General features: G+C 49.1%; 8 protein-coding genes and 3 tRNA genes. 4 read left to right on the forward strand and 7 right to left on the reverse strand.

What is annotated here, in order from left to right; translation table 11 throughout:
* Positions 1 to 953: 953 nt before the first annotated feature.
* The 4 genes from B9Y59_RS14775 to B9Y59_RS14790 all read right to left on the reverse strand — a co-directional run bounded on the left by B9Y59_RS14775 (position 954) and on the right by B9Y59_RS14790 (position 1,895).
* Positions 954 to 1,526, reverse strand: a complete 573-nt coding sequence (locus B9Y59_RS14775; RefSeq protein ID WP_054324929.1) for a hypothetical protein — start codon at positions 1,524 to 1,526, stop codon at positions 954 to 956.
* A gap of 103 nt (positions 1,527 to 1,629) precedes the next feature.
* Positions 1,630 to 1,706 (reverse strand) — tRNA-Val (locus tag B9Y59_RS14780).
* A 34-nt stretch (positions 1,707 to 1,740) separates the two neighbouring features.
* Positions 1,741 to 1,815: transfer RNA gene (locus B9Y59_RS14785), tRNA-Glu, on the reverse strand.
* A gap of 3 nt (positions 1,816 to 1,818) precedes the next feature.
* Positions 1,819 to 1,895, reverse strand: a tRNA-Met gene (locus B9Y59_RS14790).
* Between the two features lie 463 nt (positions 1,896 to 2,358).
* Here B9Y59_RS14790 and B9Y59_RS14795 point away from each other — a divergent pair.
* The 3 genes from B9Y59_RS14795 to B9Y59_RS14805 all read left to right on the forward strand — a co-directional run bounded on the left by B9Y59_RS14795 (position 2,359) and on the right by B9Y59_RS14805 (position 4,814).
* Positions 2,359 to 2,730, forward strand: a complete 372-nt coding sequence (locus B9Y59_RS14795; protein ID WP_085534409.1) for a CidA/LrgA family protein — start codon at positions 2,359 to 2,361, stop codon at positions 2,728 to 2,730.
* A complete protein-coding gene (locus tag B9Y59_RS14800; protein ID WP_085534411.1) occupies positions 2,723 to 3,403 on the forward strand; it encodes an LrgB family protein in 681 nt (226 codons plus the stop codon). Before B9Y59_RS14795 ends, B9Y59_RS14800 begins: the two co-directional genes overlap by 8 nt.
* 433 nt (positions 3,404 to 3,836) lie before the next feature.
* Positions 3,837 to 4,814: an HAD family hydrolase gene (locus B9Y59_RS14805; protein ID WP_143255333.1), complete on the forward strand. Its 978-nt coding sequence runs from the start codon at positions 3,837 to 3,839 to the stop codon at positions 4,812 to 4,814.
* 1,088 nt (positions 4,815 to 5,902) lie between these two features.
* On the opposite strand, the gene B9Y59_RS14810 is transcribed toward B9Y59_RS14805, so the two are convergent.
* From B9Y59_RS14810 to B9Y59_RS14820, 3 genes are all read right to left on the reverse strand, one after another.
* Positions 5,903 to 6,433 carry an RNA polymerase sigma factor gene (locus tag B9Y59_RS14810; protein ID WP_085534415.1) on the reverse strand — a complete coding sequence of 177 codons (531 nt, stop codon included), beginning with the start codon at positions 6,431 to 6,433 and terminating at the stop codon, positions 5,903 to 5,905.
* A gap of 212 nt (positions 6,434 to 6,645) precedes the next feature.
* The gene (gene guaB, locus B9Y59_RS14815; protein ID WP_054324932.1) at positions 6,646 to 8,133 is read right to left on the reverse strand and encodes an IMP dehydrogenase; all 1,488 of its coding nucleotides are present in this window, start codon (positions 8,131 to 8,133) and stop codon (positions 6,646 to 6,648) included.
* Between the two features lie 129 nt (positions 8,134 to 8,262).
* Entirely contained in the window at positions 8,263 to 8,727 is a 465-nt protein-coding gene (locus tag B9Y59_RS14820) for a GNAT family N-acetyltransferase (RefSeq protein ID WP_085534417.1), read from the reverse strand.
* 764 nt (positions 8,728 to 9,491) lie between these two features.
* Here B9Y59_RS14820 and B9Y59_RS15935 point away from each other — a divergent pair.
* Positions 9,492 to 15,741, forward strand: a 6,250-nt coding sequence (locus B9Y59_RS15935; protein ID WP_085534419.1) for an NPCBM/NEW2 domain-containing protein, incomplete at its 3' end; no start/stop codon positions are given.

The following is a 15,741-nucleotide window of genomic DNA, read 5'->3' on the forward strand; positions in this document are numbered from 1 at the left end:
ACGACCATAGTCTTCCCTTTACATTTTCCACAAACAGGCCAAAAATAGTGGAAAACAGGTTTCTGCGCCCAGGCCAATTGCAACCGCTCAGGCATACAAAAAGGCTGCTGGAATAACCGTCCATAGCAGCCTGATTTCTTCTACGTTATTTCCATTTGCAAGATCACAGTCTTTTCTTTGCGTTTTCCACAAACGGGCCAAAAGTAGTGGAAAATGGATTCCTGCGCCCAGTCCGATTGCAAGCACTCGGGCATACAAAAAGACCGCTGGAACAATCGTCCATAGCAGCCTGATTCCTTCCGCGTTATTTCCCTTGCACGACCATAGTCTTCCCTTTGTATTTTCCACAAACAGGCCAAAAATAGTGGAAAATGGATTTCTGCGCCCAGGCCAATTGCAACCGCCCACAGCAGCCTGATTCCTTCCACGTTATTTCCCTTGCATGACCATAATCTTCTCTTTACGTTTTCCACAGACGGGCCAAAAGTAGTGGAAAATGGATTCCTGTGCCCAGTCCGATTGCAAGCACTCGGGCATACAAAAAGACCGCTGGAACAATCGCCCATAGCAGCCTGATTCCTTCCGCGCTATCTCTTTTGCATGACCATAGTGTTTCCCTTTGTGTTTTCCACAGGCAGGCATAAAATAGTGGAAAACAGATTCCTGTGCCCAGTCCGATTGCAACCGCCCAGGCGTACAAAAAGGCTGCTGGAACAACCGCCCACAGCAGCCTGATTTCTTCTACGTTATTTCCATTTGCAAGATCACAGTCTTTTCTTTGCGTTTTCCACAAACGGGCCAAAAATAGTGGAAAATGGATTCCTGTGCCCAGGCCAATTGCAACCGCTCGGGCATACAAAAAGGCTGCTGGAGCAATCGCCCACAGCAGCCTGATTCCTTCCGCGCAATTTCGATTTGCATGACCATTGCACTTGATAAATCTGTTTCTCCGACTATGCTTTAAAGCCCTGGAACAGCTCTACAATTTCCTTCTTGTGCAACTCGTTCTTCTCGTTTGTCTGGGTGTCCCTGTAGATCATCATGTACTTGCCGCTCTCTGAGAGATAAGCATCCGTGACTTCCTGCCCGATGACAGTAAAGGAACCGTTCTGCTGAACGCTGTTGAGGACGGCCTGCGCCTCATCGCTCAAATTGTCCAGATCAAATTCGTACAATTCCACAGTGACGTTGTTGCTTCCCTCGTAGCTAAAGCGGTATTGCACGCCCGATTTTGCACCGATGAAATCCGCCGCCATATCCACCGGGTCCCCGTCCACACCGCCGTTCTGTGCTAAAAATGTGCACAGGCCGGTCAGGCTGTCGTCCACATCCTTTTCCACTTCTTCCGGGTCCTTTGAGGGCGCTTGGCTCTCTTCTCCCGCCTGGGATTCTTCCCCTGGGGCCGAACTCAGGATTACATCCGAAGTCGTTCCGTCCGCGCCGGAAACCGTCCCCACGTCCACCCCGCAGGCGGAAATACTGAGAAGGAACGCGGCAGCTGCGACAACTGCAAAAATCTTTTTCATCGTCAGTCGACCTCCTATACTGTGCGGCGCAACATGAGTTGCAAACGCCTCGCATTTAAATAATACAAAACACCTATAGCGCAAGCTATAGGTGCTTCAAAAGTGGTGGACACAAGGGGACTCGAACCCATGACCTCTCGCGTGTGAGGCGAGCGCTCTAACCAGCTGAGCTATGCGTCCATATCCCGCGCGCTTGCTCGGGAATATAAAAGAGTGGTGACCCGGACGAGATTCGAACTCGTGAAACCGCCGTGAAAGGGCGGTGTCTTAACCGCTTGACCACCGGGCCATTTGGTAGCGGCAACTGGATTTGAACCAGTGACACTTCGGGTATGAACCGAATGCTCTAGCCAACTGAGCTATGCCGCCATAAACGTCTCGCAAAACCAACAAACAGTCTATGCGAAGCGTTTATCATTATAATACAGCCTGTCCGGTTTTGTCAATAACCATTCGAAGAAAGTTTTCACTTTTTTTGAAATTTTTTAATTTCCGGGGAAAATGTGGGGAAACCCGGCGGTTTCGGCGTCTATATACAACCGTCAAAGAGGCGATATGGGCGTTAAAGGAGAGATATGAAAGATTTCTTAACTCAAAAAGTCGTGGGGCGCTTTTAATATCCATGTACCAACTCTGGCAAAAATTACTAGACGGTAGGTTTCCGCTGTTTCATCGCGTTTAGCAGAACTTTCATACGACCGGTTTGTTTCTGCGCTTTTGCTTATTTTCTTCGCCTTCCAGGAGAAAAGCTTATGCACATAGCGCGCGGGTGTTGTGTTATCATAATAAGGCGTATTATGTACGGAAATCCACATACAAAGGGTGTTTCGAAATGCGAATCATTGCACAAATTGGTGTCGTTTTATTGGTATGCCTTCTGGGGGAAGCCATTGCGGCAGTTTTGCCGTTCCCATTTCCCGCCAGTGTGATCGGCATGGTTTTGCTGTTCCTCCTATTGGCCTGTGGGTGGTTAAAACCACATCATATACGGGAAAAATCCAATTTCTTATTGTCGAACATGGCCTTCTTTTTTATTCCCGCCGGTGTGGGGCTTTTGAAATACCTGGATGTTTTAGCGGCAAATCTGATCCCCCTGTTGGTCATTTGCTTGGTTACAACTCCCTTGGTCTTCTTTGTGACTGGCTGGACCGTACAAGCGGTTATGAAATGGACCGGATCAAAGGAGGACAAGCCCGATGTTTGAAGCTGTGATTCAATCCCCGTTGTTTGGTATTGTCCTTTCGGTCATGGCTTTTGAAGCCGGCATCTGGATACAGAAAAAGACCCGAAAAGCCATCTGCAACCCCTTGGTAATTGCCATTATCCTCTGTATTGCGATTTTGGTGCTCTTTGATATTCCGCTGGAAGCCTATAATCTGGGCGGAGACATCATCAATCTCTTCCTCGGCCCGGCGACGGCGGTGCTAGCCTTGAACATCTACAACCAGATGGATATTTTAAAAAAGCACTTCTGGCCCGTAGTTGCAGGCTGCACCGCCGGCAGCGTCACCAGCATCGGCAGTGTTTTCCTTCTGTGTAAGGCGTTCGGCCTCGACGAATCCATCACCAGGGCCCTGCTTCCCAAAAGCTGCACCACCCCTATCGCCGTGGGAATTGCAGAAAGCCAGGGTGGCGTTGTGGCTATCGCCATGGTCGCTGTCCTACTCACCGGCTTGATCGGCGCAGTGGCTGCCCCGTTGTTCGCCAAATGGTTCCATATCAAAAGCCCTGTCGCACAAGGGCTGGCCACGGGCGCTTGCAGCCACGCCCTTGGAACCACAAAGGCGCTGGAAATGGGCGATGTACAAGGCGCAATGAGTGGGATTTCCATTGGCATTTGTGGGATTATTACCGTCATCCTATCGCTGTTCCTATGAGCGAGGTATGGTTGTATTCGGTTGAAGTTTATAATGAGAACATAAAAGAGGGTGTCCCAAAAGTCATGAAAGGATGGAAGGCTCCCCTCGTTTTTTAGAAACGCAGATATTTTTCCAAACAGAAAGAGGATGCCCCTTTTCTATGAATCGAACAATTCGTAGTTCGGGGACACCCTCTTTCTTTATTATAAAAGTATGCCTATTTTTAATGTCTATAAAAATGTATTAACAATAGGAATACACTACGATTATTCCACTGTTGTCTAACCGTTCTAATTCTTTTTACAATTATTTATTCGCATATTAGCAATAGAGATCCCCTACCTTCTGCGGCGATTGTCTCTATTAAAATATTCATTATGAAAATTGTAGAAAAAACAACCGGAAAAACGTTTTCTAAATTAGAAAGGTTTTGAAAAGGAGGTATTTGAAAATGGCTATTAAGAAATTTTTGTGCTGTCTGATCGTTGTCTGTCTGCCATTTTTTATATGGTCGTGTGATCGCTCACCAGTTGCTTCTTCTACACCTACAATCAATCGGAAAGTCCTTCCTATATCCAGCGAGAACGGTGGATATTCGATGGGGCTTTATGATATGGACGGAGAAATTGAATCGGAAAGGCACCTCTTTTTAGAAGACGGCCAGCCTTTTCAAAAAATCCTATCATTTGGAAATTATGTCGATGAAGAAAACACATACCGCCTTTTGGTTTTTCTCAATTACGAACAGGTCGCCTTTTCAATTGATTCGGAGGAGCCCTCACGCTTCTATGAATTTACTGCTGGACCTCAGGAGGCACGCCAGTTCTCCTTCCAGTTGTCCCCGCTTCCCAATGGCGACTATCAACTGTTGTTTCTGTTTGTAAAAGACCCTGCAAATCAAAGTCTCGATGAAGAATACCGAAAAGATACAGAGTTATCCCACCTTTTGTCCTTACGGTACTCCTTTACCGTAGGGGACAGTGGAAATACCGATATTCCCAGCCAGATTTCCCTCCCAGAGACAGCTATTACCCAGACTTCCCTGCTGGATGGTATTCTGGTCAACCAGTCCCCTGATACTGCCCATGGGCTTGACCGGTTGTTGACCGTCCGGGGAAAACCCATGCAGCCATTGGATTTCTACGCCCACATCGGCAATTCTTCTGACAAAGAAGTCCCCTATGCATTATTCTGGCTTTACGATTGGGAACAAGTCCCCTCTTCAGACGGCGCCTTTGTCTCTTACTTTTTATTGCAACCAAATACCCTGGCTTCTCTTAAAGAGACGATACAGACGCCCGGAGAAGACGGGGTTCACAATTTGACAGCGGTCTGTATCCAAAATCCATATTTGCCAGCAGACAACCGGCACCGTGTGGATTTCTCTTTACGGATTGGTGTTGGCATTTTCTCTGAAAAGGAGGGATGACCAAATTTACTTTGCAAAGAGCCTCATTCATATGAAGCAAAAGAGGGTACTTTCATGAAACGGAAAAAAATTGTTGCAGTTGTTTTTGCCATGTCCCTTTCTTTGTCAATCCAAACATCTGTATTTGCCGCCCCAAAGCCCTTTGAAGGTTGTACCTAGCATCCGGCTGAGAATGGCGTCCCCAGTTATCGGTCTTTCGGAGGATATGCGCCTGCCCCCTCGAAATCCCAACATACGTCCAGATGGGCCTGTATAGCAATTGGGAGTCTGGCCACCATATTTTGGACGCATACTCCAACTCCGAATCATGGAATGCAGATGAAACGGCGTTATATCCAATTGACTATATTTACGTTAAATGCAGATTATATGAAGACAACGCTTTATACCGCCGTGCAGAAGATGAACAAAAAAATGCAGCTGTAGCAAGGGCCCATGTCAGTGGAAGCGGCTCAGTACAGGCAAAACGTTAAGTTTATGGAAATTATGAATTTCGACATGCAGGATATGAAGATAGGATTGAAGAGTCCCATGCTGAGTAAACTGTAAGCATATATGGATGGTAGAAGAATCTTATATTTGAAAGGAGGAGTTTCAAGGAAAAGAAAAATTTCTTTTATATCATTGACTATGGCTGTTCTGATCTGCGCCTATTCTGCCACAGCTTCCGCCATCTCCATCCCCAAAGGCCCCCCTTATCAGGAATATTCTCCAAAGAAGTCCGGAATAGCTATCTATCGCGACACTCCTACAGAGCCGTCCTGGGTTGTGAAATTAACACAGACTTACGCCCCTTCGGACTCGTATTAGCACCAAGAAAACAGTAAACGGTGGCCTATCGATTTTATATCTGCCAATGATCGATGTTATCGCTTTGATAAGCTGATTTGTAGCCTTACAGACTCTCAAGAAAATTCATCTCATGCAAGTGAAGGGACAGAAGCGATCGGAGATGAATATTATGGTGTCCATATCTTTGAACAACAGGGGTTTGAGAGTTGGACAACCACAACCAGTCTGTAAAGAGAAATAAGAGGAAACGCTTCTTTAAAAAGAGGCGTTTCCTCTCCACAACAGACAAACCTTTGTTAATGGAATTTTGATAGTAGCTTCGCTCTTAAAATTTTTTTGGCTCGATAAGCGCGCATCGTGACCGTTTTGAGCGGTAAGCCTAGAATTCCGGCAATTTCCCGATCCGACCAGCCGCATATAAACTTTAACCAGCCGACCGTTCGATATGTATTTCCCAACTCTAAAATAGATGCAACGATCTGATTACCTCCCTCTTTCTCAACAAGCTGTTCTAAGGGTCCCTTTGTCGCATCTTCTGTCCATGCGCCTTCCTCTTCCCAAGGTTCAAAGGCAACTTTTTCTTTTCGTATGACATCCAAACAAGTATTTTTGACAGTGATATAAAGATATTTCTTCGTTTCATTGGACTGAATCTCTTGAATACGGTTCATATTTTTAAGAATTTTCAAAAAAGAGTCTTGGGCGGCATCCTCGGCTGCTTCTTTATTCTTTAAGAAGCTTTGTGCAACGGCAACCGCCATCCGGTAATAGTGTCGATAGAGTTCTTCAAAGCGCCTGCCATTTGTGAGGTATTCTTCCCTGGGCATCTCAGCAGCCGCCCTTTCAAATTTAATTCTATATATGTATATAATGCTATTATATATTTAATTTGTCAATCATTTTGCTCCTATTCAGAATATTTATCCCACAAAAACTGAAAAAATAAAATCCGAGGTATGAGTCATACCCCGGATTTTCCATTTTACAAGGCTATCTGTATACAGTTTTCTGGAATCCCAAAACTCCCAATAAAGGCGTATTAAACGCTGAGCGAATAGTTCGGGGATTCCTTTGTGATCTGAATATCGTGTGGATGGCTTTCCTTCAGGCCAGCGCCGGTGATCCGGATAAACTGCGCCTTCTCATGCAGCTCTGCAATATTGGCGCAACCGGTATAACCCATTCCTGCACGCAGGCCGCCCATCATCTGATAGATGGTGTCGGACAGCGGCCCCTTGTACGGGACACGGCCCTCGACGCCCTCGGGAACCAGCTTCTTGTTGTCCGACTGGAAGTACCGGTCGGAGCTTCCGCCGTCCTTCTTCCCCATGGCCGCCAAACTTCCCATGCCGCGATACACTTTGAACTGACGTCCCTGGAAGAGCTCTGTCTCTCCGGGGGATTCCTTGCAGCCCGCAACCATCGAGCCAACCATGACCACGTTTGCACCTGCTGCCAGCGCCTTTACGATGTCGCCCGAATATTTGATACCGCCGTCTGCAATAATCGGGATGCCATGTTTTGCCGCCACACAAGCCGCGTCGTAGATCGCCGTGATCTGCGGCACGCCAATGCCCGCTACAATACGGGTGGTGCAGATAGAACCCGGCCCGATGCCAACCTTCACGCAGTCCGCACCCGCGTCGATCAATGCCTCCGCACCCGCTGCGGTTGCGATATTGCCTGCAATCAGCGGGAGGTCCGGATAAGCCTTCTTGACCTTGCGTACTGCCTCCAATACACCGCTGTTGTGACCATGCGCCGAGTCAAGCGCAACCACATCGACCTGCGCCTTGACCAGTTCTGCCACGCGCTCCAGCACGTCCGGGGTCGCGCCGATGGCCGCGCCGCACAAAAGACGGCCCGCCGCGTCCCTCGCGGAATTCGGATACTGTACGGATTTCTCAATATCCTTGATCGTGATAAGCCCCTTCAAATAACCATTCTCGTCCACAATGGGGAGCTTTTCGATGCGGTGTTTGCGGAGAATCTCCTGGGCTTGCTTGAGGGTGGTCCCAACCGGAGCGGTCACCAGGTGGTCCTTTGTCATAACCGCAGAGATCTTCTGATCGAAGTCCTCCTCCGTCATAAACCGCAAGTCGCGGTTGGTAATGATTCCGACCAGCTTTCCGCCCTCGCAGATCGGAACGCCGGAAATTTTGTAGCGCGCCATGATGTCATTGGCATCATGGACAAAGTGGTCCGGAGAGAGGAAGAACGGATTTACGATGACGCCATTTTCAGAGCGCTTGACTCTGTCCACTTCATCGGCCTGCTTTTCAATAGACATATTCTTGTGGATGATCCCAACGCCGCCTTCGCGGGCGATCGCAATCGCCATATCCGTCTCGGTGACGGTATCCATCGCCGCGGTCATCAACGGCGTATTCAGGCGAATGGTCTTGGTCAGTTGGGTGGAGACATCCACCTCCTTTGGCAGCACATGGGACTCCGCCGGGACCAGCAGGACATCGTCGAATGTCAACCCCTCTTTGACAAACTTGCTAGAAAATTCCGTGTTTAACATGTTTTGCCTCCCTTTTCTTCTCTCTTTTTTGACCTTTTTCGCACAATATTATAGTGTTTTATTATACCATTGGAGACAACTTTTTGCAACCAAAAATGGGTCCTAATCCTCTCGAAAAGAACAGGATTTTTATGGTTTTGTTTCCAAATCTCTACCCTTTGTCATATACAATAATGGGTAGGGATTTCCTTGTTCGTCCAGCTCTGTTCTTTTATAAACTGTAAATCCCATATGTTCATAGAAACCTTTCGCGAGAGGGTTTTGTTCGTTCACTGCTAAATCATTGACAGAATATTGTTCTATTCCGTATTGAAGCAACTCCTTTCCAAGCCCCTTCCCTCTTTCTGTATTAGAAATAAAAAGCATTTCCAGATGTTGTTCTACAATTCCCATAAAGCCAACAGGAAGTTGATTTTCATTTTTTATGATGAGTAAATGCGGTATTTCTTTTAATGCCTGCGGTACATCCTTTTTTATGTTTTCTATTTCATTTTCTGATAGAAAAAGGTGGGTTGCTCTTACGGAACTTTCCCATACTTTTAATAATTGTTCTATCAGCATTGAATTTCTGTCTGCTACTTCTGTAATTTTCATCTTGTAAGTCCTCCGTAAATTTACATTGAACGAAATTGCTGTGTGATAGACTGCTAGGGCTGTAGTATAGCGATTTTGTTCAATCTCAATTTGCCTTTAAGTGCATTATATCATGGTACTTCAATATCGTCATTTCTTTTCTGCTTTTGAAAAGTTCCTTATCAGCCTTTGTTTTGTAAAGGGTGATAACGCGCTGCTTGCGCAACAAGCCCTTGACAAATCAAAGCCTAATAAGTCTTAAGATAACCAAGCGCAAATAAAATACTGTGTTGTTTCGCAGTACAAAAAATGACGCTTTGCTTCAAGCGTCATTCTTTCATAACTCTGTATTTCTTTGTATAAATCGTTACATAAGGCTCTTTCATTTGTTGTAATTTTCTTTTAACAGATTTACTGATAGATACCATATTTATGCGGATATTCCCCATTTTCCAACTGTTTTTCCCTATAAAAATGCGACAAATACGGTTTGCACTCTTTTGTCTATCTTTTTCACATACTCTGTTACCATGTGATGCCAGACACAAGACAAAAATTTATATGGACAATTTTCTCATAAATATGTACTATTTTCCCATTGCTTTCCTACATTATTGAATTCTCTTGCGATGTATGGTATTACTGATCTATAAATGTTGCTCATTATTGAATATTTTTATGCTTTTAGATGAACATAGTGCCTTTCGGCTATATGATACATTTCTGAAAGGAGGATCGCGTTCGTAAAGAAAAACTGTTTTGCTTTTTGGAAAAGGAGAGAGAAAATGAAGAGATTTCTATCCGTAGCACTTGTCTTGTCCCTTCTGATGGGTATGTTTTCCATCCACGGGATGGCCCGTACAGAACAACCGTCTGACCTTTTGGAGACAGCCGCCCGGACGATGGGTGTCGATGTCGGCGACCCCTACGAACCGGTAGAGACAAGCCGGCAGCAGATCAACTTCAACCGCGAATGGAAATTTAAAAGCCAAACCGTAACCGACGATGCCGCTCCTGATTTTGGCGGCGCCATCGAGCCGGATTTTGACGATTCCAATTGGACCAATGTGGGCCTTCCCCACAGTTTTAGCATCCCCTACAATATGGAAACCAACTTTTTTGTGGGATATGGCCTATACCGCAAGACCTTCGATGTTCCCCCGGAGTGGCTGGAAAACGGAAAGCGTGTGAGCATCGAATTTGAAGGCTCCTTCATTGAAACAGAAGTCTTTGTCAACGGTGAGGCCGCAGGGACCCATTTGGGCGGTTACACCGGATTTACCTTCGATATCACCGACAAGCTCCATGCGGGAGAAAATGTCATTGCCGTTCGCGTCAACAACAAGTGGAATCCAGAACAGGCGCCGCGCACCGGCGACCACCACTTCTCCGGCGGAATCTATCGCGATGTCTATCTGAACATTACGGATAGCGTCCACGTTGCCTGGTACGGCACCGCAGTCACGACACCCGCCCTCAACAACCCTGGTTTTGATGAAAAAAATGAGGACGGCACCCTTTACTACGACTACGAGAATATTGACGAGGAAAGTTATACCCCCGCGGAGGAAATCCGCGAAAATATTGCGCAAAAGCGTTCCGATGTGCGCGTTCAGACAGAGGTACAGAACGACTCCGATATGGAACAGACTGTCATTGTCAAGCAGGAAGTTGTGGATCGGGCGGACGGCACCCTGGTGGCTTCTTTCCAATCCGAACCGGCTACCATCCCTGCCAACACTACCCGTGTCGTGGACGCCCAAAGCGATTACATCCAGAACATCAAGCTTTGGAGCCCGGACGAGCCGAATCTCTATGAGGTACACACCACCATATTGGGCGGCAGTGGACAGGCATTGGATTCCTACACCTCTCCCCTGGGGTTTCGCTGGGCGCAATTCTTGAACGACGGATTCTATCTCAACGGCGAGAAGACCGTCCTCTTTGGCGCCAATGCCCACCAGGATCACGCTGGCTGGGGGGACGCTGTGACCAACGAAGGCTTTTACCGGGATGTGCAGATGATTAAAGACGCCGGTATGAATTTTATCCGCGGTTCGCACTATCCCCACGATCCCGCCTATGCGCAGGCCTGTGATGAGATCGGTGTGATGTTCTGGTCGGAAGTGGCCCTCTGGGGCATGGGCGGTGGCGCGGATCGCGCGCCAACCTATACCGCTTCGGATTGGAATGGCGTCAACGGCTATCCCAGCAACCCGGAACATTATGAAGCGTTTAATGAAAGCTTAATGCGCGACCTGACGGATATGATCCGCATCAACCGCAACCATCCGTCCATTATCATCTGGAGCATGGGCAATGAAATTTTCTTCCCCATGGGGCAATCGGATATGCAGGTACGTAAGGATCAGGTCAATGAAATGCGCAACCTGGCGCATAAACTGGACCCCACCCGCAAAGCAGGAATGGGCGGCGTACAGCGCGAAGGTTTCGACGTACTGGACGTCTGCGACGTTGCGGGTTACAACGGCGACGGTGGCTCCGCCGCTCTTCCGGAGCCTGGAAAGGGCATGCCCAGCAATATGACCGAATATATGCCCAGTATTGCCTCAGAATACGGTTCTCATGTTGCAAACCGAGGGGAATCCGGTGACGAATTCCGTCCTTATTTTGATGCGATGCAAGATGGCGGCGATATTTACAGCTATGCCCTCAAAGGCAACCGCGCTGGGATCTGCCTTTGGTGCGCTTTCCACCATGGCAGTGTCGGCGGTTCCGGCCTCGCGCAGATGGGCTTCATCGATTACAGCCGTCTGCCGCTCAAAGCATGGTATTGGTACCGTCAGGAATACACCGGCGTTCCGGCGGAATTTTCCAAAGAGGGAACTGGCAACCATTTGGAATTAACCGCGTCCCAGACCACCATCCCCAACGATGGCACGGCCGATACCCACCTGATCGTCACGGTCAAGGATGAAAATGGCGACTGGGTCAATCAGTCCCCCACTGTTACCTTAGAGGTACTAGAAGGTCCCGGCGTGTTCCCCACTGGAAAGGTTATGACGCTGGCCGGCGGCAACCTGATGCGCGACGGCAAGGGAGCGACGGAGTTCCGCTCCTATTACTCCGGCACCACGGTCATCCAGGCGACCGCCCCCGGAATGGAACCGGCAGAGATCGTCATTACGACTACCGCGACGGAACCAGAATATGGGAGAACGGAACCGGACAACTTCCTGATTGAAGAAAAAGAGGATACGACGGATAAGTTGCTTGATGCAGGCACCTATACCGCGGATAAAACTGGACATCCCACCTTCCCCTCCAGCGGAAACGGCGCCCTGGCAAACGATGGAGATACGGCCACCAAATGGGTTGCAGAGGCCGCTGGTTCTGGTGAATACTGGATGCAAGACACCGAATATGCACTGCATATGTACAAACTGAAGCTGGACTTTGAAAGTGAACCTTATCCGTATAAGGTGGAAGTTTCCACCAGTAATACCGGCCCCTGGACGGAGATTGTTTCCTACACAGCGGACACCATTGCCAACCGTCCTTACGAAGAGGACCTGGGTGGTATCCGTGCTCGCTATGTGAAGGTTACTTTCACGGATGTCCCGGAGGGGGAATACGCTTTCCTGAACGAAGCGACCGTTTATGGAATTACTGCCCAGGGGGCAGCCGATGAAACTTCTGCGTATGGTTATACCACCCATTCGGTTTATGTATCCGACTTGGAGCCTGTAAAGCCCATCACGCAGGGCTGGGCGGGTAAGGCCCCCGGAATCGACCAATCCATTGAGGGCAACCCCATCACCATCGGCGGCGTTGTCTATGACAAAGGTTTGGGGCTACACGCGGATAGTGAAGCAGTCTACCATCTAGGCGGCCAATACACCCGCTTCCAGGCGGTGATCGGCATTGACGACGAAGTAGGAAGCAATACAGCGGATGCGATCTATCGCGTCTATGCTACCGTAGAAGGCAGCGAACAGGAAATGCTGATCTATGAAAAACAAATGTCCAATGGAATGAGCGAGCAGGTCGATTTGAGCGTCCGCGGCGTCACCACGCTGCGCCTGGTGACCGACGCCAATGGGTCGAACAGCAATGACCACACCGACTGGGCGGACACCAAACTTCTCGGCGCAATGCGGAATACCACCAAGGCAGGTGCAAGCCTCACAACGGCTGTGGCCACCAGTACACAGGGATTGGAGGCAGGAGAAACCTTTTCTGCCTATATCACACTGAAAAATAGCGGCAGCAGTGCTTCCTATGCCACTTCCCTCGCCCTGTATGACCGCGAAGGAAACTTGCTGGATTTGTCCATCTCAGAAGACCGAATTGCGCGTAAGGGTGAACAAACAGCGTCTGCGCAGGTATCGGTCCCCGCTGATGTACAGATGGGATATGAAGCACGTCTCAATATTTACGATCCGGACACTCTGGTTCTTCTGGCTGAGACGGTACATGTTGGCACCGCGTTAGAAACGCCAAACAGCGCGCGGACAGCGTTTCAAACGCAACGCTCCAATTTGGCCGAAAACAGCGAACTCCTAATCAAGGTCGACGGAGAGGATGCTTCTGTGGTCAAGGAAGGCACCTGGGGCATGTGGCCGGACAGCGCCGCCTATCAATCCACAGAAACCTTTGTCGGCGACAGTTACGATTGGGAAGGGACATCGATCTCTTTGACTTTTAACGGGGTACAAGTTGTTGTGGGCGGTAAGATTGACGGCAGCCAGGTTGGGGCGGACGTCTATCTGGACGGAGAAAAGATTGACCACATCAATAGCAATTCCGCTGCACAGGGCGGAAAGAATGGATATTATGAGGTGTGGCGTTCCAACCTTTTGGACGAAGGCGAACATACCATCCGTCTGGTCCCCACAGGCAAATTCAGCGTGGATTACTTCGGCTATGTGGCCGAATCTCCATGGATGAAGGTGGACGGCGAGGATTCGGCTGTAGAAAAAGAGGGTACCTGGGCACTCTGGGAAAGCAGCGACGCCTACAATGGGACGGAAACCTATGTCGGCGACGACGACTATGACTGGCGTGACACTTCGTTGTCCTATACCTTTAATGGCATCCAGGTCTGCGTAGGCGCAAAGATGGACGGCAGTCAGGAGGGTGCAAAGGTCTACATCGACAACGAGCTGGTTACCACTATCCGTACCAAAACCTCCGATACGTCCGAAGAGGGTTACAAGCGCGTGTGGGTCTCCCCCATCCTGGAAGAAGGCGAGCACACCATCCGCCTGGAACCGATCGGAAAATTTGGTTTTGACTACTTTGAATTCCTCAAGCCCGGCTTCGAAGACATGGCGCTCAAACCGACCATCCAACTGACCGAGCTACTGAACCAGATCGCCCGCGCAAAGGCCCTCTCTTCCGAAGCCTATACGGATGAAAGTTGGAAGGCTATGCAGGTAGCCCTGGAAGAGGCGGAAACCGTGCGGGATACTTCGCGCGACCAGGCTGAGGTCGACGCAGCGGCAAAAGCCCTGAGCGAAGCCATCGATCAGCTGGTACCCTATACCGCCCCCTCGGATGAGGTGAACGATGCGTTCCTACAGGCGATGGCGGCCGTACTCGTATTCATCGAATCCGATTGTGCCAACCAGTACGATTCCGAGGACGTCGCGGCATTGGCAGAGACTTTCAGCAATGCATATGACCTGTATGAAGAGAGCAAGCCTTCGGAGGAAGCATTTATCCAAATGACCACTGAGCTTCTGGAAAAACTGGAAGCCCTGCAGCCGGGCTCCAGGGAATACGCACTTACTGTGAAATTCCCGGCTGGCAGCGTACGTCTTTCCATTGACGGCGAAGACCTGACGATCGCAAATTTGATCGGTTCCTATCAAACCGATGTGCTCTCCGGCACAGAACTCGACCTGACCTTTGAACCGAGAGTCGAAGGAAGAGAGATCGCAGGCGTCACCGTGAACGGCGAAGCCGTAGCAGAAGAGAACTTTGACGTTGCCGAGTATATCTACAGCCTGGCAATGCCGAATGCAGACACCACGATTGAACTGGGCTTCACGATCGTGGATAAGGAAAATCTGCGCGAAGTGATCACAATCGCAGAGAGCGAGAACGTGAAAGCGCAGGTAGAGGCGGCAGTCCCGTCGGTACAGAAGAAGTACAAGGAAGCGTTGCAGGCAGCGAAAGCGATCGAAGAAAAGAAGACCGCAAGCCAGGACGAGATCAACAACGCGATGTTTGAGCTGATCGAGGCATTGCAGTATCTGAGCTTTACAGCGGGCGACAAGAGCCAGCTGGAAATCCCGATGGAGATTGCAAAGAGCATCAATCGAGAGAACTTCACGCCGGAGAGCGTAAAGGCGCTGGACGACGCATACAAGGCGGCAGAGGACCTGATGGACGACGAGGAAGTACTGGAAGCAGATATTCAGGCGGCGGCAGAAGCGCTGTATGAAGCGCTTGACAACCTGGTCTTCCGTGCAGACATGACGGATCTGGAAGCTTTGGTAGCAGAAGGTAAGAAAATTGTAGAGAATGCTTCGAAGTACATCCAGGATGAAACATGGGCTACCTTTAAAACCGTCCTGGGTGATGCAGAAACTCTGTTGGAAAATGACAATGCAACCCAGGAGGCAGTGGATGAGAAGGCCGAAGAACTGCTCAATGCGATTACAGCACTGCGTATGATTCCGAACAAGGACGCTTTGAAAGACCTGATTGGAAAAGCAGAGGCAGTGAACACCAGCAAGTACACAGCAAAGAGCGTGGCAGCGATGCAGAAGGCATTGAGCAACGCAAAGGTTGTGTTGAACAATGAAGCAGCGACCGAAGAAGAGGTCAAGAGTGCCGTAGAAGCACTGGAAGCAAGCATCCAGAACCTGGAGACAAAGACGACGACAGCGAAGAAGAGCGGCTCCACATCGAGAAATGTAAGCAACACATATGGAGCAGCGGGTGTGGTTTCCGCAAGCCAGAGTGCAGCGGCAAGTGTGCGCAGTGATGCGGCAAATGCCATCACGCTGAACAGAGGAAGCATGTACACCTTCAAGATGACCGTGGTCAATGGAAACGGACTGG

The sequence above is a fragment of the Anaeromassilibacillus sp. Marseille-P3371 genome (genome assembly GCF_900169665.1).
Taxonomy (GTDB): domain Bacteria; phylum Bacillota; class Clostridia; order Oscillospirales; family Acutalibacteraceae; genus Anaeromassilibacillus.